12 protein-coding genes are annotated in these 21447 nt (G+C 65.5%); 3 read left to right on the top strand and 9 right to left on the bottom strand.

Annotation, left to right across the window (positions count from 1 at the left end; genetic code table 11):
• Positions 1–63: 63 nt before the first annotated feature.
• From BW991_RS14825 to BW991_RS14840, 4 genes are all read right to left on the bottom strand, one after another.
• Entirely contained in the window at positions 64–8856 is an 8793-nt protein-coding gene (locus BW991_RS14825; protein ID WP_076602886.1) for a glycoside hydrolase family 94 protein, read from the bottom strand.
• Positions 8857–8921: 65 nt separating this feature from the next.
• On the bottom strand, positions 8922–10145 hold the full coding sequence (locus tag BW991_RS14830) for an AI-2E family transporter (protein ID WP_084205094.1): 1224 nt from the start codon (positions 10143–10145) through the stop codon (positions 8922–8924).
• Between the two features lie 178 nt (positions 10146–10323).
• Entirely contained in the window at positions 10324–10638 is a 315-nt protein-coding gene (locus BW991_RS14835) for a BON domain-containing protein (RefSeq protein WP_076602887.1), read from the bottom strand.
• A gap of 103 nt (positions 10639–10741) precedes the next feature.
• The gene (locus tag BW991_RS14840; protein WP_244551704.1) at positions 10742–11071 is read right to left on the bottom strand and encodes an ElaB/YgaM/YqjD family protein; all 330 of its coding nucleotides are present in this window, start codon (positions 11069–11071) and stop codon (positions 10742–10744) included.
• Between the two features lie 376 nt (positions 11072–11447).
• Here BW991_RS14840 and BW991_RS14845 point away from each other — a divergent pair, with 376 nt between their 5' ends.
• The gene (locus BW991_RS14845; protein ID WP_076602889.1) at positions 11448–11606 is read left to right on the top strand and encodes a DUF3309 family protein; all 159 of its coding nucleotides are present in this window, start codon (positions 11448–11450) and stop codon (positions 11604–11606) included.
• Between the two features lie 117 nt (positions 11607–11723).
• Positions 11724–11888: a DUF1328 domain-containing protein gene (locus tag BW991_RS14850; protein WP_076602890.1), complete on the top strand. Its 165-nt coding sequence runs from the start codon at positions 11724–11726 to the stop codon at positions 11886–11888.
• Between the two features lie 34 nt (positions 11889–11922).
• Here BW991_RS14850 and BW991_RS14855 read toward each other — a convergent pair whose 3' ends face one another.
• Entirely contained in the window at positions 11923–13362 is a 1440-nt protein-coding gene (locus BW991_RS14855; RefSeq protein ID WP_076602891.1) for a dihydrolipoyl dehydrogenase, read from the bottom strand.
• 246 nt (positions 13363–13608) lie between these two features.
• Positions 13609–15828 (bottom strand): putative bifunctional diguanylate cyclase/phosphodiesterase, encoded by a 2220-nt coding sequence (locus tag BW991_RS14860; RefSeq protein WP_076602892.1) that lies wholly within the window; start codon positions 15826–15828, stop codon positions 13609–13611.
• Positions 15829–16330: 502 nt separating this feature from the next.
• On the opposite strand from BW991_RS14860, the gene cls reads away from it, so the two are divergent.
• Entirely contained in the window at positions 16331–17719 is a 1389-nt protein-coding gene (gene cls / locus BW991_RS14865) for a cardiolipin synthase (protein ID WP_076602893.1), read from the top strand.
• A 42-nt stretch (positions 17720–17761) separates the two neighbouring features.
• Here the strand turns inward: cls and BW991_RS14870 are convergent, their stop codons facing one another.
• The 3 genes from BW991_RS14870 to BW991_RS14880 form a co-directional block, all read right to left on the bottom strand.
• Positions 17762–20392, bottom strand: coding sequence for a chemotaxis protein CheB (locus BW991_RS14870; protein ID WP_076602894.1), 2631 nt, complete (start codon positions 20390–20392; stop codon positions 17762–17764).
• Positions 20393–20649: 257 nt separating this feature from the next.
• Positions 20650–21057 (bottom strand): PRC-barrel domain-containing protein, encoded by a 408-nt coding sequence (locus BW991_RS14875; RefSeq protein WP_076602895.1) that lies wholly within the window; start codon positions 21055–21057, stop codon positions 20650–20652.
• A gap of 27 nt (positions 21058–21084) precedes the next feature.
• Entirely contained in the window at positions 21085–21258 is a 174-nt protein-coding gene (locus BW991_RS14880; protein WP_076602896.1) for a CsbD family protein, read from the bottom strand.
• Positions 21259–21447 lie beyond the last annotated feature (189 nt).

Raw genomic sequence — 21447 nt, forward strand, 5'->3', positions numbered from 1 at the left:
GCGAGCGCGCCGCAACTTGAAGCACCGGCGGAGCCGCACCGCTGCAATGGCGGGCGTGCATGCTCATTTCGCATGTACGCTCACCTCGACCAGGTGTTCCTGCCGGTCATCAAGCAGCGCAATCGCCTTGTCGGGTCGTTCGATGCCATCCACCGTCACGCGGTTCACGCCGCTTTCACCCAGGTCACCGACGCGCGTTTGCGCGACAGCGATGTGATAGACGGTATCGCGATAGCGGTAGTGGATCTTGTACGCGTGCCAGTCCGCGGGCAGGCAGGGGGCGAGATGCAGGGTGTCGCCCGCCAGCCTCAGGCCCAGCAGCGATTCCACGATCAGCCGGTACATCCAGCCGGCCGAGCCGGTATACCAGCTCCAGCCGCCGCGGCCGATGTGCGGCGCGAGCGCGTAGACGTCGGCCGCGACCACGTAGGGTTCCGTCTTGTAGGTGGCGACGCCCTGCGCCGACAGCGCGTGATTGACCGGGTTGATCAGGGTCAGCAGCTCCCACGCACGCGCGCCGTCACCCAGCGCGGCAAACGCCATGGCCGCCCAGATCGCCCCGTGGGTGTATTGCCCGCCGTTCTCGCGCACGCCCGGCACGTAGCCGCGGATGTAGCCGGGGTCCAGGGTCGACTTGTCGAAGGGCGGGTCGAGAAGCTGGACGAGCGCGTAGTCGCGGCGCACGAGGTGGTCGTCGACCGACTTCATAGCCATGCGCGAGCGCTCCGTGTCGCCGGCCCCGGACAGCACCGACCAGCTCTGCGAGATCGAATCGATGCGGCATTCGACGTTGCCCGCGGAGCCGAGCGGCGTGCCGTCGTCGAACCAGGCGCGGCGGTACCATTGGCCGTCCCAGGCGTGCTGCTCGATGTTCCGGCGCAGCTGCGCCCCCTCCTCCGCGCACAGGTCGGCGAAGGCTGCATCACCGTGCGCCCGCGCCACCCCGGCGAACTGCCTGAGCACTTCGCACAGGAAGAAGCCCAGCCAGACGCTCTCGCCCTTGCCCTTGATGCCCACCAGATTCATGCCGTCGTTCCAGTCGCCGGCGCCGATCAGCGGCAGCCCGTGCTCGCCGAAGCTCAGACCGTGGCGGATGGCGCGCACGCAGTGCTGGTACAGGCTGTCCACATCGACCGAGCGGCCGGGCAGATCGTAGTAGGAGTCGTCTTCCGGGTTGACCGGGCGGCCTTCGAGGAAGTGCACGGCCTCATCCAGCACCGCGAAGTCGCCGGTGCCCGTCACGTAGCGGCACACCGCCAGCGGTAGCCACAGGTAGTCGTCCGAACAGCGCGTGCGCACCCCGCGGCCTGCCGGCGGATGCCACCAGTGCTGGACGTCGCCCTCCTGGAACTGGCGGCTCGCGCACAGCAGCAGGTGCGCGCGCACCAGCGCGGGCTCGGCGTGGATCAGCGCCATCACGTCCTGCAACTGGTCGCGGAAACCGAAGGCGCCACCCGACTGGTAGTAACCGCTGCGCGCCCAGATGCGGCACGCCAGCGTCTGGTACACCAGCCAGCCATTGGTCAGCACATTCACGGACGGATCGGGCGTTTCCACCTGCACCGCGCCGAGCGTGTGCGTCCAGTGTTGCTGCACGGCTTCCAGCGCACCACGCGCGGCCAGGCTGCCGCGGAAGCGCTGCACGAGCTTGCCGGCGTCCTCGACGTTGCGCCCCGCGCCGAGCCGGAAGACGATGTCGCGCTCGTGCCCGTCGCCCAGCTCGAAACTCACCTGGATCGCGCCGCACGGGTCCAGGGCGGCGCCCACCTTGCCGGACAGGCGCGAACGGCCCATCGCTGCCGGATTGCGCAGGGTACCGTTGCGCCCGAGGAATTCCATGCGGTCGCCGCTCAGGTTGCGCGTCGGATCGTCCACGTCGAAGAAGGCCACCCGATCGGCAAACTCCATGCTGTACGGGTTGCGCGCGTAGAGCGCACCGCTGCGGGGGTCGATTTCGGTGCTGACATGCATGGCCGACTTCGCGCCGAGATCTCCCAGCACCCACTCGACGTAGCCGGTCACCGAGAGCCGGCGCGGACGCCCCGATTCGTTCCGGACTTTCAACACCGAAAACTTGACCGCGGCATCCAGCGCCACGAAGACGCGCAGTTCCGACCAGATGCCCGCGAATTGGGTCTCGAAAACGCTGTAGCCGAATCCGTGGCGCACGACGCAGGACGACTCCGCACCGGCAGGCAGCGGCGTGGGCGACCAGAACTGGCCGGTCTCTTCGTCGCGCAGGTACAGCGCTTCACCGCCCAGGTCGCTCACCGGGTCGTTGTGCCAGGGGGTGATGCGGTATTCGTGCGCGTTCTCGCTCCACGTGTAGGCGGCGCCGCTCTCCGAGACGATCGTCCCGAAGTGGGGGTTTGCGAGGACGTTCACCCACGGCGCCGGCGTCACCTCGCCGGGCGCGAGCGCCATGACGTACTCGCGCCCGTCGGGCGTGAATCCGCCGAGCCCGTTGAACAGGATCAGATCGCGGCGCGGCGCGGCGGTGGCGGACGAGCCCTCGGTGCGCGGCGTGCGACTCGGCACGAAGCGCGGCGGCCGTGGTTCCGCGAGGGGGCGACGATCGAGCTGTTCCACCAGCGTGCCGCGGCCGTCGGTGATGATGGCGCGCGCCACCGACTGCAGCAGGATGCGGTCTTCGCCCGACATCTGCTCCGCCGGCCGCACGAAGATGCCCCCCGGCCGGTCGATCACGCTCGCCTCGATCCCCGAGGCGATCAGCCCCATGATCTGGTCCTGCAGGCGTTGCCGGTACCCGGAGTGCTCCTCGTTCCAGATCACCAGGTCCACCGCCAACCCCTTCAGCCGCCAATAGGCGTGGGCCTGCACGAGTTGGCGTACGAGATCGATATTGGCCGAATCCCCGATCTGCAGCAGCACGATCGGCAGGTCGCCGGAGATGGCGTAACCCCATAGCCCCGACTGCCCGCGGCGGTTCTTGATCAGCACCGCCGGGTCGGCGCGCAGGGAGGCGTTGGCGTGGATGACGGAGCTGGCCAGGCGCGCATGCAGTTGCGCATCGGCCTCGCTGGCATTGAGCTGCCGCAGCATGACCTGGCTGTGGGTCCACGTCAGGTCGAAGACGCGGTCCGCAAGGTGGCGGTCGAAGTATTTCTCGACCAGGCTCACCGCCGCATCGCGGGTATCGCTGATGCCCGACACGATGTCGATCGTGACCGCCTGTTCCGGATCGAGCGCGATGCGATGACGGATGGCGACGACCGGATCCAGCACCGAACCGTCGGTGCCCGAGAGCGGCCCCGGCTCGCCCATCGCCAGCGGATCGGCGGCGCTTCTCGTACGGCCGATGAAGCGCAGGCGATCGGTCTCGTAGGACGCTTCGCCGACGGCCGCGCCATGCACCGCCATCAGGTGCAGCATCCACGGCACCTGCTCGCCGGCCGAGCGGGGCCGGCGCGTGCACAGGATCGCGCAGCGCTCGCGCAGGATCTCGGTCTGCACGAAAAGATTGCTGAAGGCCGGATGCAGCGCATCCGCGGCCGGCGGCGCGATCACGACCTCGGCATAGCTCGTGACCTCGATCTCCCGACGCAGGCCCGAGCGATTGGTTATGCGGACCCGGCGCAGCTCGATATCGTCCTCGGGCGACACGACGATCTCGGTGTAGGTCTCGAAATCGCCATCGCCGCCGCCAACCGCATCGCGGCGGCGGAACTCGGCGCGCCCTTCGGAGAAGATCGCTTCGTAGGTTGCGGGGCGCTTGAGCGTCGGCTGATAGGCGGCCGACCAGAACTCACCGCCTGCGCCGCCGGTCACTTCGCGGACATAGCAGAACGTTCCGCGGTTGTCGCAAGTGCCGTCTTCACGCCAGCGCGTGACGGCGAGGTCCTTCCACCGGCTGTAGCCACCCCCCGCGTTCGTGACCATCACGTGGTAGCGGCCGTTCGACAACAGCTGCACCTCGGGAATCGGCGTATGCGGGGTGTTGAACACCCGGATCTGCGTTTCCGCCGCGACCGACGTCGCGCGCACTTCCGAGAGTTGCGCGGTATGCGCAAACAAGGCCGTGGCTTTCGGGATGCGCTCCTGCAACAGGAGCATGATTGCCTGGAACAGGCGGTCCGACTCGAAGCGGCGCTGCATCGGACGGTCGAGCAGCAGGTAGGCGAGCGCCAGCAGGCTCATGCCCTGATGGTGGGCCATGAAGGAGCGCACCACCACATGCGATTGCCCGCGACGCTGGCGGGCCGGCGTGTAGTCGATCGCCTCGAAGAAGCCGAACTTGCCGAGAAAGCCCTCGGCCGCGAGCCGCTGCAGATTCAGGCATGCCTCCTCGGGCGCCACCATCAGCGCGAGCACCGAGGCATAGGGCGCGATCACCAGATCGTCGGCCAGCCCGCGCTTGAGTCCCAGCCCCGGCACGCCGAAGGCGCGGTACTGGTAATTGAGGTGCATGTCGACGGTGTTGTAGCCGGATTCCGAAATACCCCACGGAACGCCGCGCTGGTCGCCGTACTCGATCTGTCGTGCCACCGCCGCCTTGCACGTCTGGTCGAGCAGCGTGTTGTCGTAGCTCGGCATCACCAGCAGCGGCATCAGGTATTCGAACATCGAACCGCTCCACGACAGCAGCACCGGCTCGCCACCGGTGGCGGTGAGCAGGCGTCCGAGCGTGAACCAGCTTTCCTGCGGCACCTGTCCCTGGGCAATGGCCACGAAACTGCACAGGCGTGCTTCGGAGGCCAGCAGATCGTAGTAACTCGCATCCAGGCGGCGCTCCTCCACGTTGTAACCGATGGTCAGCAGGTGCCGCGTCTTGTCGAACAGGAACTCATAGTCCATCGCTGCAAAGTCGCCGCATTGCAGCGCCAGGCGCTCGATGGCCGCGATCCTGTCCTGGGCGCGGGTGCTCCCTGCCGCCGCCAATTCGCGCAGGGTCGGGATGCCGCTCGGGTCGGCACATTCGGCGACACAATCGCCGACGCGTTCGGCGACATGCGCCTCCGCCCGATCCGGCGCCGCCGGTGGCGCCAGCCACGGGGCAAGAAAGTACAGCTCGTCCAGCGCCTCGCGGCATTGCCGCTCCAGCGCCTGCGCCCATCCCCGCGCCTCCTCCGCCTTCGCATCCCGCTCGGGCAGCGGGCCATCCCCGACATCGAGGCCGGCGACGACCCGCGCAGCGAGTTCGCCAGCGCCGGTCGCCAGGCGCATCAGGGTGGATTGCGCCGCGGCGAGGGTATCCGGGGGGGCGGCGGAGGCCGCTTCCAAGGCGCTCCTGAACTCCGTCCACGCGCCCGCAGCCGCCTTGCCCGTCGTCGTCTCGGCGACATCCGCGAAAACCGTGAGCGTGTCGCGCAGGCCGTCGAACAGTTGCCCCGTCAGGATCCTTTCATCGGCCAGCGCGAGCAGCCCGGCACGCAAGGTCAGCAGGTGGCCGGCGAGGTTGCCGCTGTCCACGGTCGACACATACAGCGGCGGCAAGGGGTGCAGCGTCTGGGTGTCGTACCAGTTGTAGAAATGCCCCCGGTGCCGCTCCAGCGCGTTCATCGTGCGCAGGGTGCTGGTCGTGCGCTCGATCAGTCGTCCGGCCGTGATGTAGCCGAAGTCGTACGCGGACAGATTCGCCAGCAAGGCCATCCCGATATTCGTCGGCGACGTGCGATGCGCCACCGCGGCAACGCGATACTCCTGATAATTGTCCGGCGGCAGCCAGTGGTCGTCCGCACCGACGAAGGTGTCGAAAAACGCCCAGGTGCGGCGCGCCAGCGCACGCAGGAAGAAGGACTGGTCGGGCGTCAGGGCCGCCGCGCGGCGCGCCAGCGGGCGGCTGATCCACCATGCTATGCCGGGCGACGCGAACCACAGCAGCAGGACCGGGCCCGCCGCCACCAGCACCATCGGCGCTGCAACCCCCAGCCAAGCCGCCGTCGCCGCGGCAAGTACGGGGCCCGCCCACATCGACCGCCAGCACGCGGCAGCCTCGCTGCGGTCGCGCTCGCCCAACTCGCGATCGACTTCGCTCGACGGTTTCCATTCGAGCAGCCGTCTGCGCCCGACGAGCATCCGCCAGGCCGTGCGCACGATCGCATCGAGGCTGAAAAACGCCTCGTACGGCAGGCAGGCCAGCTCGAACCCCACCTGCATCAAGCGCCGTGCCGCCGAATTTGCAACCGCTGCGAGGTGCTGGCGCAACAGCACTTCATCCGGCTTGCGCAACAGATCGACAATGGCGGCGCACAGCGACGGGACCAGCAGGATGCCGATCACCGTCACGGTCCACAACCACGCCGGCGACATCAGCATCCATCCGCACAGCAACAGCAGCGTCAGCGCCGCCGGAACGAGGCTGCGGCGCAGGTTGTCGACCAGCTTCCACTGCGAGAGCATCGACAGCGGGTTCGGCCGGCGGCCGCCCCCCTCGCCCGGAACGCGCCGCAGCAACCATCCCGCCAGCTGCCAGTCGCCCCGGATCCAGCGATGACGGCGGCTCACGTCCGCGCTGTAGCGGGCGGGATAGTCCTCGTACACCTGCACGTCGCTCAACAGCCCGGCACGCGCGTAACAGCCTTCGAGCAGGTCGTGACTGAGGATGCGATTTTCCGGAAAGCAGCCGTCGAGCGCCTGCTCGAACGCATCGACGTCGTAGATCCCCTTGCCGATGAACGAGCCTTCGCCGAACACGTCCTGATAGACGTCCGACACCGCGCGCGTGTACGGGTCGATGCCCGGTTCGCCGCCGTACAGGCGCGCATAGCGCGAACGGTTCGTCCCCGGCAGGCTGACCGACACGCGCGGCTGGAGGATGGCATAGCCTTCGCACACGCGACACTTGTCCTTGTCGTAGCATGCACGATTCAGTGGATGCGCCAGGGCGGCGACAAGCTGCCGCGCCGTATCGCGCGGCAATTGCGTGTCCGTATCCAGGGTGATCACGTACTTCACGCCGGACAGGATCGCCGTATCCCCGACGACGAGCGAAAAGTGCTCCCCGGCATCATCGCGCACGCGTCCCCGCAGCAGCGCGTTCAGGTCCGCGAGCTTGCCGCGCTTGCGCTCATGCCCCATCCACACCCGTTCCTGCGGGTTCCAGCGCCGCGGGCGGTGGAAGAGGAAGAATATGTCGCCCCGGATCCAGCCCTCGCCGCTGCCGTACTTCTCGTTCAGCGCTTCGATCCGCGTCCGCGCCAACGCCATCAGCGGGCCGTCCTCGGGCAGCGATTCCTGCTGCGCGTCCAGAAAGTCGGTCAGCAGACCGAAGTGCAGGCTCGCATCGCGATTCGCCAGGAACCGGACTTCCAGCGCCTCGACCAGATCCTCGACGTTTTGTGCACTGGTGAGCATGGTCGGCACCACCACCAGCGTGCGCGATTGCGCCGGGATGCCATCCGAAAAATCCATCCTCGGCAGCGGATGCGGCGCCACCAGCAGCGTTGCCAGCCAGTTCACCAGCGCCACGGCCAACTGGCTCACCGCCAGCAACACGACGAAGGCAATCGGCAGCAGCGCCCAGACGGATGTTCCGGCGTCTAGCGCCTGCGTCAGCAGGCACCCGGCAAGGATCAAGGTGATCAGCGCGATCGCGCCCAGATACGTGACCAGCGGAATCCGGCCTGTCTTCCGGCGCAAGGCCTCGAAGCTGGAATGACGGACTTCCGCCGCCTGCTCGAGCGCAGGCAGGCCCCGGTCGATCAGGTAGTAGCCGACATGCCCGGCACGGCCAACGCTTCCGCTGACGGGATCGATGGCCGCGCCGGCCCTTGCCATCTCGACGACCGTCCGGGCGACCTCGCCCTCCGTCAGCCGCCCCTTCCGTGCGATCGCTTCCGTTGCATGGCGGTAGCGGTCGCGGGTCGCAAAGTCCATCCTGCCATAGACCCCGGCCGGATCCTCCAGCAGTGTCCGCTCGACGACGCTCATGCGCTCGACGAACTCGCGCCAGTCCATCGCGCCCAGAACGCGGAGACTGCCGATGCTGTTGCTGATGGAGACCTGATCGGCGGCCTGTTGCTGGTTCTCCGACTGCACCATCTGTTCGATCGTCAGACCCGATTCGGAGAGTCGCTGCTCGATCCAGGTCAGCGGCAGGGCCAGTGCAGGCCCCCGCCCCTGCAGGCGGCGCGCGAGTTCGGCGACGAACGCGCTGACCATCGGCGGATCCGAACGCGCCATGTCCGCGATCACCAGGATCAGGCTCTTCGGATCATTCTCGGCGGTCTCCGTCATCTGGTCCGCCCACGAATCGGCCAGATTGCGCTCCGCCCACCCGGCCGCGATCCGTACGCCGACGCGGCGCAGATTCTCGATCAATGCCAGCCGCAGCATGATCGGCACGGCCCACAATTCACCCAGCTTGAGGGGCGTCACGCTCTGGTAGGCCGCGACGAAGCGGCTGAGGCTTTCGGTATCCACGCGACCGTCGCCATGCGCCACCGCTTCCAGCGCAATGTCATAGACGCGCGGACGTCCGGCTGACACCCCCGATGTGCCCTCATCCAGCCGCGGCAGCTCCCGGCTGTAGCCTTTGGGCAGGTGCCGCTTGGCCGTGCCGATCTGTTCTTCGATGAGATAGAAATTGTCGAGCAGCCAGTCCCCCGCCGGCGTGATGCGGCGGTTCTCCGTCACCGCGACGGTCAACAGCCTGCACACGCCGACCAGGGCGCTCTCATTCGCCGCCAGTCGCCGCAGAAGCTGATCCGGGCCTCGTTCCGGGGCCAATCGGTGTGCGGCCGCGAGCGCCTTGCCATGCTGCTCCATCTGATCGGCGCTGAACAATTCCGATCGCAGCGGCGGTTCCTCGTCGGGCGAGATCCGTGGCCAGCCGCCGGCGCGAAGCTGCGTCTCCAACTGCTGCAAGTATGCGATGAGCTTCGTGCCGACGTTCAATTCAGGGGCCTTTTTCCAGAAAATGAAACTTCAATAAGGGCATCGCATCACGCGCGCGGGAACGCCTACTCTCCAAGCAACTCCGCCACCGACTCGAGTTGCTCCACATGCTGCGTCACCACTTTCACGATGACGGTGATCGGAATGCTCAACAACAAACCCCAGACCCCCCACAGCCATGCCCAGAACAGCAGCGAGACGAATACGGCGGCCGTGTTCATCCGGGCGATCCGCCCAGTCATCCAGGTGGTGACGAAGGTGCCGACGAAGGTCGCGATCGCCACCGACGCCCCCGCAACCAGCAGGGCCGTCGACAGGACGTCGAACTGCATGAAGGCCGCCATGCCGATGCCGGCGGCCGCCACGGCCGGACCGAAGTACGGGATGACGTGCAGCAGCCCTGCCGCCACGGCCCAGGCGCCGGCGTTATCGAGCCCCACCCAGTGCAACGTGATCCAGGTGAGCATGGCCACCAGCACATTGGTCGCCAGCAGCATGAACATGTAGCGCTGGATCGATTCGTTGATGTCGTCGAGGATATGCACGGTGATCTTCTTGCTCGAGATCGAGGGGCCCGTGAGGCGCACCAGCTTCCTCTTGTAGGTATCGCCGGAGAGCAGCAGGAAGAAAGTCAGGAACAGCACCATGGCTGCCTGGCCGATCAGCCCCACGGCTCCCATGGATCCCACCAACAGGAAGTTGCCGAGCTTGAAGCCGGGCGAATCGACGACGACGCGCGTGGGCTGCCGCGGCGCGGCGCCCATGCCGGCAGCCTGGCTCGTGACCTTCTCGATCTCGCTCGCCGCAGTCTGCACCTTTTGCATCGTGCTCGCCTCGCCTTTGCGCAGACTGGTGAGGCCGGCCGACAATTTGCTGACCGCTTCGGGCACCTGATCGAGGATCGTCTGCATCTGCCCGCGCAAGGAGAATGTCCCCAGGCCGAGCGCGCACACGACTCCCACCATCACCACCACGGACCCGACCACGCGCGGAACCCGGATCCGCTCGAGCCACACCACGAGCGGGTTCAGGGTGTAGGCGAACAGGATCCCGAGCAGCATCGAGATGAAGAAGCTCTGCGCCCACTCCAATACGAACACCACCGCCACGGTGGCGAGGATGCCCAGCGCCAGGCCTCGCGCATCCGTTCCCGCATCGACCGTGGGCGCGGTCGTGTCATCGGCAACCGCAGCCGGGATGACCACCGCACCCGCGCCACCGTTTCCTTCACCGGCTTGGGGTTCCGGCTTCACGGGCGCTGCAGCCGGAATGTCGCCGGAGTGTGTCATCGTCCTCGCACCTCAGCGTACGCCTCGCGCTTGAGCGCCAAGCGTTACGTGGGATTCACAAGAGGTGTCGTGCCATTCGTTGAGCAGTTTCGCCGCGAAAAAACTCCGATGAACAGCAGCAGACCGTCGCGGCCACTCCCGAACCCTTGGTCCGACAGCGATCCGCGACGGTCAGTCCTCACTTGAGCCGCAGGTCGTTCTTGACCGACTTCACACCGCCGACGCCGCGTGCCACCTGGGCCGCCTTGGCGATGTCGCCCTGCTCGGCAACAAAACCGCTCAGTTGCACGACGCCCTTGAACGTCTCGACGTTGATTTCTGCAACTTTCAGCGAGGATTCCTTGAGGATCGCCGCCTTCACCTTCGTCGTGATGACGCTGTCGTCGATGTACTCAGCGGTCCCTTCCTGCTTCGGCGTGGATGAGCAGCCTACGGCCGTCACCAGCGTAAGGGCCAGGAAAAAAGCGGAAATATATTTGCCGAACTGTTTCATGATGAATTCTCCAGTGATGCATAAGAAAGGACTTCTTGCTTCTTGCCTGCGACGCCCTGCCGACTCGCTGTTACTGAAACGATTATCTGGGCCAGCCCATGACTCAACGGCGGCTCATCAGGATTCCGATGATGATTCCTGCGGCCGCCGCAATTCCGAGGACTTTCCAGGGGTTCTCCACTACGTACTCATGTGTGGCGTCTGCGGAGCGCCTGGCCTTTTCCGTAACCGCGAGTCGCGAGCTGTCGAGTCTGGATTTGGCCTCTCCCAGCTTTCCTTCGATCTTCGTGCGGACCGCGGCGAATTCCTCGGCGGTGGAATTGGCGACTTCCTTCAGCAGACCGTCGGCATCGGCGCCCACGCTTTTCAGATCCCTCACCAGCTTGTCTTTCATCTCTTCGACACTGCCATGGCCGTGGGTCAGATCCTTCATCGTCATGTCTCCCGGAGAAAATGAATGGGTGGGACGACAGTCGCGGCCGGACTTGCCACCGCAGCATCGCCATCGACGAGGAACCGATTTGCCGCGCTCGCTTGCGACATTTACACACATGTCGTTGCTGGCGGATGACCATACATCCAAGCCCCGGTACTCCTCTGGTATGCATCCTGTTCCTCACCAGGCATGCCGTCTGTGCGCTGGCGTACAGACGGGTGCAATCCAGTGAGTAGGATTGCAGACAAGCATGGGGCGACGACCCTACGGGAATCGCCGGTTGGTGCGTGCGCGCCGAGAAGAGCGGCATTGGCGCGCTTCGGGAGTTTTCCCGAACGCTGCGCTGCTCCGGCTCACTGTCGGGAGAAACAAGATGTCAATCGGAACAATTCTGCTGATCATCCTGGTGTTGATGCTGATCGGCGCGATTCCAGCCTGGCCGCACAGCCGGGGTTGGGGATACGGTCCCAGCGGTGGTCTCGGGCTGGTAGTGCTGATCCTGCTCATCCTGCTGCTGTTGGGCAAGATATAGCGCGTTGTGGCGTCCGGCCCTGAGGGCGCTCAGGCAGACCATGCGGTGCGCAGCTCGGGTCGCAGTTCGGGCCTGTGATGTTCGCCGCGTGGCCTTCATTCAACGGGAGCAACAAATATGCTGTATTACGCCGCGGTGTTCCTGGTCATCGCACTGATCGCGGGGGTGCTCGGCTTTACCGGCATCGCAGCCGGTGCCGTCGAGATCGCCAAAATCCTGTTCTTCATTTTCCTCATCCTCTTCATCGTCTCGCTTGTCATGGGATTCAGAGGTCGAAAGTGACCGCACGGCCCCACGGAAACGGGGTCTGATGAACTCAGGCCGCGTTTCCGGCGTTTCCCCGCGCAGCGCCCAGCTTGATGTCAAGATCACGTAGCGCCGTGCGCAATCCTTCTTCGATCACCGGATGATAGAGCGGCATCTCGCGCATCTGCGCGACCGTCATCCGGTTCTGCAGCGCCCAGGCAAGCAGGTGTGCCAGATGCTCGGCCGCGGGGGCCAGCATTTCCGCGCCCAGGAAGCGGCCGCTCGCGACCTCGCCATACAGATTCAGCAGGCCCTTGTTCCTGAGCAGGATGCGCGAACGGCCCTGGTCCTCGAAACTCGCCTGTCCGGTGGCGAAAGTGCCCGGTTTCAGCGCACGCAGGCCGCCCCCCACGATGCCGATCTGCGGATCGGTGAACACCACGCCGATGCGCGCGCGGCGCAGGCCCGGCTGCACTGCGCTGCCGAGCGCGAGGCGTGCGGCGTTGTGGCCGGCAATACGCCCCTCGTCGGTCGCCTCGTGCAGCAGCGGGATGTAGTTGCCGGCATCGCCCGCAATGAAGATCGGGCTTGCCCCGTCTGCGCTCACCGTCCGGGTGGTCAACGGATCGAACACCGGTACGCCTTTCGCGTCGAGTTCGAGCGTGGTCCTGTCGAGCCCGATGTCGGTCACATTGGGCGTACGACCGGTCGCCGCCAGAACATAATCGAAATACTCCATGAGCTCGGCGCCAGTCGGCCCCGCGCGTCGAATGGCGACACGATCGCCGTAACGGTGCATGTCGGCGATGTGCGCATCGGGCGCCAGCGTGAATTCCTCGTTGAGGGTCGCGCAGGCGTATGCGCGGATCTCCGGATCGCTGATCGGGCCGACGCGGCCACCACGACCGAGCACCGCAACCCGCACGCCCAGCCGGTGCAAAGCCTGTCCCAGTTCCAGCCCGACGATCCCCGGGCCGATCACGGCCACGGCCTTGGGCAGATCGTACCAGTCGAACACGTCATCGCTGGTGATCAGGCAGTCGCCCAGGGACTCGAACGAATCCGGATACGTGGCACGCGAACCCGTTGCGATGACGATGGCCTTGCTCGTCACCCGGGTATGGTCGGCGACCACGAGCGTATGGTCGTCGACGAAACTGGCCTGCCCGCGAATGCGCTCCGCATCGGCAATGTCCTCGACGTCGCGCAGCACGAAGCTGACAAAGCGGTCGCGCTCGCGTCTCACCCGGTCCATCACCGCGTGGCCATCGATGCGGATACCGCCGTTGGCATGGACCCCGAACCCCGCGGCCCGCCCGACTGCATGGGCGGCCTCGGCGGCGGCGATCAGGAGCTTGCTCGGCATGCAACCGACGCGTGCGCAGGTGGTGCCGTACTCGCCGCCTTCGATGATCACGGCGCCAGCCCCGGCCTTCCTCGCCGCGTGGAACGCGGCAAGACCCGCGGTGCCGGCACCGACCACTGCAACATCAACCTGCACGGTCTTCATGTCTCATCCTCGTTTCGTCGACGGCCGCCGCAACGGGTCCGCCTTGTACGCTGTCTGAGCCGGGAGCGCCGATGCCGATCGATACGCCAACGGCGGCGGCAGATGCCGCGCTGGCGGTACAGGTCGCAGCCGCAATTCCAAAGCGAGGGATGGCAGGGATTCGGCGCGTCGCCGTTAGCGATGAGACTAGCTCAACGCCACCGTCGGCTCTGTACGGCAACGCGCATAGGGGAGCTTCAAGCGAATTCAGATTCCGCCGACGAACGCCTCGAAGGCTTCGCCGGTCAAGGGGCGGCTGAACAGGTGTCCCTGATAGGCATGGCACCCCTGACTATCCAGGAACGCCCGTTGCATCTCGGTTTCCACCCCTTCGGCGATGATGTTCAAGCCGAGACTCCGCGCCATCGTGATGATGGCCGTGACAATGGCCGCGTCCGCGCCATTGCCCGGAAGATTGACGACAAACGACTTGTCGATCTTGAGCTGATCGAGCGATAGGCGCGTCAGGCAGGAAAAGGATGAAAAACCGGTACCGAAATCATCAAGGGAAAAATGGATACCCAATTGCTTGAGCGCCGTTATTTTCCGGATCGTATCGGCGACGTCGCCCAGCACCATGCTTTCGGTCAGTTCGAGCGTCAAAAGCTCCGGATTGGCATGGCTCGAGTCGAGCACATTGCGCACCTGATCGACGAAATCGGGCTGGCGAAACTGGCGCGCGCTGACGTTGACCCCCAGCATCAATCCGCGGGTCCTCTCTCCATGTGACCATGCAGCGAGTTGAGCGCAGGCCGTCTCGAGCACCCAGCTGCCAATCGGCAGAATGATCGACGTCTGCTCCGAGACCGGGATGAACTCCGCGGGTGCGATCAATCCGTCTCTCGGGTGCTGCCAGCGCAGCAAGGCCTCGGCGCCGATGAGGCGGTGCAAGCGGTCGAACTGCGGCTGGTAATGCAGCGTGAACTCGCCACGTTTGATCGCGTGGCGTAATTCGTTCTCGAGCGTGCTGCGCCGGTCGAGCGCCGCCTGCATGGACGGATCGTAGAAGCGCACCGTGTTGCGGCCAGCCGTCTTGGCCTGATACAGCGCGAGATCAGCGTGTTTCAACAGTTCCTCGACGGTATCGTGTGCCCCCATCAGGCGCGCTCCGATACTGGTCGTACAGTGAAATTCGGCGCCGCCGAGATCGAATGGCTGCGCGATGGTTTCGGCGAGTTTCTCGCCAATCTGTTTGGCCAGCAGCGCGGCCTCCTCCGCTTCCGCACTCAAGCCTTCCAGAATCATGATGAACTCGTCGCCACCGAGGCGCGCCACCGTGTCGCCTTCACGCAAGCCGGCGCGCACGCGCTGCGCCACCTCGACCAGCAACAGATCGCCGACGTCGTGGCCACGGGTGTCGTTGAGCGTCTTGAAGTTGTCCAGGTCCAGGAACAGGATCGCCCCATACAGACCATTGCGGGAGATCGCAGCCAGCGCATGCCCCAGCCGGTCCTGCAGCAGGCGCCGGTTGGGCAGATGGGTGAGCGGATCGAAAAACGCCAGACGGTGGATCTCCGCCGCAGCCTCGCTCTTTTCGGTCGTGTCGGAAAATGCGCCGACGTAATGGGAGACGCCTCCTTCGGGCGTGGTTACGGCGGAGATGGTCAGCCATGCGACGTAGAGTTGTCCGTTCTTGCGCCGGTTCCAGACTTCGCCCTGCCAGTAGCGCGTTGCCTTGAGTGCCTGCCACATGTTCCGGTAGAACGCCTTGTCGTGGCGTCCCGACCGCAACAAGGCCGGCGTCTTCCCCACTGCCTCGGCGGCGCTGTAGCCGCTCAGTTCCGTAAAGGCGTGATTGACCCTGATGATGACGCCATTGGCGTCGGTCACGATCATCCCCTCCTGCGACTCGAATGCAATGGCGGCGATGCGCCGCTCTTCCTCGGCTTGGCGGCGCTCGGTGATGTCGGTAAACGCGATGCGCATCACCGGTGTTCTTCCCGCCATTTCCATCACCACACACTGCAACTGGGCCGGAAAAAGCGAACCGTCGCTTCTCTTCAGGCGCAGTTCGCAATTCAGCGTCAGGTTGGCCTGGCCCTGCCACGCCGCCGCGATGTGCCGTCGCCAATTGTCTTGATCATGCGGGGCAATGAAGTCTATGACGTTGCGCTGATTCAGTCTTGATCGCGGCACACGCATGAGCGCCGCTGCGACGAGATTGGCCTCGGTGATGACCGCATCCCGGGACAGCGTGAGATAGCCGACCGGAGCGAAATCGAAGAGATTGACATAGCGATCGCGCGACTCCTCCATCTCGATGTGGGCCTGGCGCAGCGCCTCGTTCTGCATCTCCAGTTCGATCTGGTGCACCTGAAGTTCGTGCAGCAGCGCATCGCCCGATCCTTGCGGCACCGCCCCGGCAGTGCGGAATTGCGCTTCGGCGGCGATCCGCAGGGGGTCTTTGCTACCCGCGCTCTTGCCCATCGCCCCTGATCCTCGCGCGTGCATGCATGAATGCCGACGATGACAATCTTGCGGGGCGGAGGCCCCCTTGTCGGCGAGTCAAAGGGGGAGGCCGGGGCGGCGGTTGCAACCCGGACGTCCGGGGCGTTCTTCCTGCTGCCTTGCTGGTTGCCACAGGGCCTCCCTGAATGTAGCGGACTGCATACCTGCAATGGGTATGCTACGCCGATCCCGGCACGGTTCCGGTCATGGTTGACGAAATTCCAATCGGAATGACCCGGATTGGGCAATGCAAGTTGCCGTGGTATCCGAACAGGATTTCCCGGAATGACCGCTTTCGTCGGGACTGATCCACGGCAACTTTACCCTGCAGACACCCCGCTGCTCTGTTCGACAGCGCACGGAACGAAGCATGGCCTACACTTAGTCTGTGCTGCGGATCACGTCCCTGCCTGCCGGCAGACGTGCCGTGGCCAGCCCTGCTGCGCTTTTGCCTGTACACAGGATTCCGGAGGACGGTTCGATGCCGAAATCGATCGCCCCGTTGATTTGTGTAGTTGGCGTGCTGATTCTGGCACTCGCCAGCTGCATGAGCCTGCCTACCATCGTGCCCGACCTCGCCCCGCGCCGCGGCCCCGCGGTGCAACTGCAGGGCGCGCGCGGCCCGCTGTCGGCCGAGCAGAGCAAGGCGATCCTCGAGCGGCTGGCGAGCGGCGGCCGCGACACCGACATCTTCGCCCGTCACCTGGCGCTCGAAGAGGCCATCGTCGGCAGTCCCCTGACGACCGGCAACCACGTGCAGCTCCTCCAGGACGGCCCCGCCACCTACCAGGCGATGATGACGGCCATCCAGGGCGCCCGCGACCACATCAACATGGAGACCTACATCCTCGACGACGACGAGGTCGGCCAGCGCTTCGCGCAGGCGCTGATCGACAAGCAGCAGCAAGGCGTCCAGGTCAATCTCATCCGTGACAGCGTAGGCACCATCGGCACGCCGGCGGCCTTCTTCCAGCGGCTGAGCGACAACGGCATCCGCGTGCTCGAATTCAATCCGCTCAACCCGATGGTGAGCCGCACGGAATGGGAGCTTAACCAGCGCGACCACCGCAAGCTGCTGATCGTCGACGGACGGACCGCATTCCTGGGCGGCATCAACATCAGCAGCGTCTACTCCGGCGGCTCCCTCGGCAAGCGTTCGCGCCCCCGCGCCGACGGCAGCGTGGCGTGGCGCGATACCGACCTGCAGCTGCAGGGACCGGTGGTTGCCGAGTTCCAGAAGCTGTTCCTCGCGACGTGGGAAGCCCAGAAAGGCGATCCGCTGGCCGGGAAAGACTATTTCCCGCGCCTGGAGAACGCCGGCCGGCAGGTGGTGCGCGCGATCGGCAGCTCGCCCGACGAGCCCTACAGCCTGATCTACGCCACGCTGCTCTCTGCCATCGGCAGCGCCGAGACCAGCGTGCACCTGACCAACGCGTATTTCGTCCCCGACCCGCAGCTGCTCGCCGCACTGGAAGCGGCGGCCGGACGCGGCGTCGATGTGAAGCTGATCCTGCCCAGCCAGACCGACTCCTGGCTGGTGTTCCATGCCGGACGCCGCTACTACGGGCAGCTACTGCGAGCGGGGGTCAAGATCTACGAGCGGCGCGGGGCGATCCTGCATTCCAAGACGGCGCTGATCGACGGCGTGTGGGCCACGGTCGGGTCGACCAACCTCGACTGGCGCAGTTTCCTGCACAACTACGAGTTGAACGCGGTTGTGTTGGGGACAGAGTTCGGCAGCCAGGTGCAGGCGATGTTCAAGAAGGACCTGGCGGAGTCCGACGCGATCGTGCTGGAGGAATGGGAACGGCGCGCGCTCCACCTGCGCCTCCAGGAGTGGTTTGCACGGGTGTGGGAATACTGGCTCTGAGTCAGGCGTCTCGCAGCAGCCAGCCCGCTTGGTCCGGCCGGATCACGCCCCGGCCCCCTGCGCGCGCGTAACTTTGAGCCCCCCGGCGACCGCAGCGCGCAGCTCCGCTTCCAGACGCTTGGCCACGCTGATGTCGATGAAGGTGATGACGACCCCCTCGATCACGTTGTCCATGGTGCGATACGGCATGATGCGCACGGTAAACCAGCGGCCGTCGCGCGTGGCGATCTGCTTTTCCGAGAACATCAGGGTGCGCAGCACCTCGCGGGCGTCGTCTTCCAGCGCCGGGTAGTCGAGATCGGTCGCGAGATCGGACAACGGCCGCCCGGCATCGGCTGCAATCAGCTTGATGACACGGGTCGCCAACGGCGTGAAGCGCCGGACATGAAGCCGGCAGTCGAGGAAGACGGTGGCGATTTCGGTGCTGTTGAGCAGGTTCTGCATGTCGTTGTTGGCGCTCGACAGGTCATCGACCTTCGATTGCAGCTCGATGTTCACCGTCTGCAGCTCCTCGTTCAGCGACTGCATCTCTTCCTTCGACGTGGTGAGCTCCTCGTTGGTCGACTGCAGCTCCTCGTTGGTCGACTGCAATTCCTCGTTGGCCGACTTGAGTTCTTCCTGCGAGGTCTGCATCTCCTCGCGCAAGGTGTGGATTTCGTCGCGCGCCTGCTGCAGCTCGCGCTCCAGTTCGGCCTGCCGCGCGCTGTTTGGTGCCCGGCGACCGCCCTTGCGGGTTTCGGGCAGCGGCGGCAGCTCCGCAAACACGATCATCACCATGCCGCGCAGGGGCTCAGGCTCCTCGACCAGCTGCACGACAAGGCCGACCCTGCGCGTTATTCCGTCGTCGCTCACGCGGATGTCGGTGCGCTCGACGCGGCCGCGATTGCGCGTGACCTGGTATAGCGCGCTGCCGATTTCCGCGCGCAGCCCCTCGCGCGCCATCGCGTAAATGTTCCAGTTGGCCTTGCCGGCGGCCGGTTCCAGGTAGCGTCCGGTGCGGCCGTTGATATACACGATGTCGCCGCGGTCATTGACCAGCACCGCCGCCGGCGCGAACTGCCGCAACAGCAACTGGTCTGCCAGGCCTTGCAGGTTGGCAGGCGGCGGCGACACCCTGGCCTCGCCCTCCCAGGCGGGAAGACTGCGAAAACGTGCCGGGAAGTCGATGTCGACGGCCTGCGCCGGCATGTCGATGCGGCGAAAGATACGCGCCTTGGCATCGATCGGGGCGAACAGGTCGCTCGCCACCCCGAGCGCCTCGGAGTTGCCGAGGAACAGCACGCCGCCGGGCGTGAGACTGTAATGGAACAGCGGCAGCAGCTTCTTTTGCAGCTCGGCGCTGAAGTAGATCAGCACGTTGCGGCATAGCAGCAGATCGAGCTTGGTGAAGGGTGGATCCTGGATCAGGTTCTGCGGCGCGAACACCACCATCTCGCGGATTTCCTTGCAGACCTGATAGCCGTCGTCGGAGGCGACAAAGAAACGCGCCAGCCGCTCGGGCGGAATATCGGCGGCGATATTGGCCGGATAGCGGCCCTGACGCGCCCGGTCGATCGCGTCGCTGTCGAGATCGGTGGCGAAGATATGCAGCGAAAAACGGCCGCCAGGCTTGAACTTCTCCATCGACTCCTTGAAGACGATGGCGAGCGAGTAGGCCTCTTCGCCGGTCGAGCAGCCCGGCACCCAGGCGCGCAGCACGCGGCTTTCGGATCCGCGCGCGAACAACGGCGGCAATGCCGCATCACGCAGGCTGTCCCAGGCTGCCGGGTCGCGGAAGAAGCTGGTGACGCCGATCAGGAATTCCCTGAACAGCAGCTCGAGTTCCTGCGGATTCTCCTGCAGGAAGCGCACGTAGGTGGCGATGCGGTCGATCTGGTGAATGCCCATGCGCCGCTCGATGCGGCGGTAAAGCGTGGTTTTCTTGTAGAGCGAGAAGTCCTGGCCGTTGTGCGCGCGCAGGAGAATCAGCACCTTTTCCAGCCCGCTTTGCAGTTGGTTGTCGACGACGGGTTCGGCTGCGGCAGCGTGCGCGCCGTGCCTGAGGCTGGCGAGGATGCGTGCGGGCAGTTCGGCCGCCGGGGCGACGATATCGATCAGACCGGCGTCGATCGCGCTGCGCGGCATCGCGGAAAAGGCCGCCGTGGCCGGATCCTGCGCCAGGGCGAGACCGGCGTTTTCCTTGATGGCGCGCATGCCGGCGCTGCCATCCGATCCCATGCCGGAGAGGATCACCCCGACCGCCAGCTGGTGACGGTCCTCCGCCAGCGATTTCAGGAAGAAGTCGATGGGCAGGCGCAAGCCGCGCGGCGCTGCAGGCTCGAACAGGTAGAGCGCACCGCGCAGCATCGACATGTCGCGGTTCGGCGGGATCACATAGACATGGTCCGGCTTGACCTTGAGACGATTCCTTGCCTGCACCACCGGCATCGCCGTGGCGCGTTGCAGCAGGTCCGGCATCATTCCCTTGTGGGTCGGATCGAGGTGCTGAACGATCACGTAGGCCATGCCGCTGTCCGCCGGCACCCTGGACAGGAACTGCTCCAGCGCCTCGAGACCGCCGGCCGACGCGCCGATACCGACGATCGGAAACACTTCGGCGCCGGCTGCCCTGGGTGACTTGGGTGACTTGGGCAATCCGGCGGAAGCGTGGATATCGGATTCCTGTTCGGCCATGGCCATTTCCTTTCAGTTCCTGGCAACTCGCAACGACAGCGCCCGCAGGCGCTGCGCTGCCGGATCACCCGAACGTCGTACAACGTGTGAGGCCACACTTTAACAGCCTGCCGGACATGCGTCCGACAGGCTGCCGACAGGAAATGCGATGCGCGGGCCTCCGCGCCGAGGATCGGCATGGCGCGCCGCGGGCACGGCCCCCGACAAACCTTCCGGCCGCGACGGCAGCAGGCACCGCGAACACGTCAAGCGCGCGGCTAGTCCCAATACGGCGTAGTGCCATAGTAGGTATGGATGTCCCGCCCCCACGTCTGGTCTGCCATGTCGGGCCAGTGGTCCTTGTCGAAGCCCGGCGCAGTCTCGAGCCGCTCCTTCTCCACGTTCAGCACGAAACGCTTGTTTGCGGCGTCGAGTTTCAACGCGCCCCACGGCACCGCAAACAGCTTTTCCCCCATCCCGAGAAAGCCGCCAAACGACAGTACCGCATAGGCGACTCTGCCGCTGCGCATATCCAGCATGATCTCCTTGATCTCGCCGAGATCTTCGCCCTGCGGATTGTAGACATCGTCTCCGGTGAGCGTGCCTGCGCTCATCATGGCGGGTGCGGGCGTGGTGCCGACCCCGATCTGGTCAAGACCGCTCGGATTGCTTGTTTCGTCGCTCATGCTCGTCTCCTTGCTGTAATCGATGCCTCAACCGTTCTTGAGGTCTTCCTTGATATCGCCGTAGCCCGACTGGACCTTGCCGACCGCTTTTTCGACTTTGCCCTTTCGTTCCAGGCCCTTGTTGCCGACGATCTTGCCGGCAGCTTCCTTGACCGCACCTTCCGCTTCCTTCAGCCGGCCTTTGACTTGATCCTTGTTCATGCCTTGCTCCTCGTGATTTGCTGACCAGAGCCCGGAGCGGCGTGCCGCATCCCGGGCGTCTGGAGCGGCAAGAATGCTCAGCGGACGACTTTGCGTCTGTACGGCAACACACACGGATGAGGCTGCGATTCGCCGCCCGAAAGCCTGTGTGCGGCACCGCACCGACACGGCCCGCCCGGGCGACCAGAC

The sequence above is a fragment of the Aromatoleum tolulyticum genome (assembly GCF_900156155.1).
Lineage (GTDB): Bacteria > Pseudomonadota > Gammaproteobacteria > Burkholderiales > Rhodocyclaceae > Aromatoleum > Aromatoleum tolulyticum.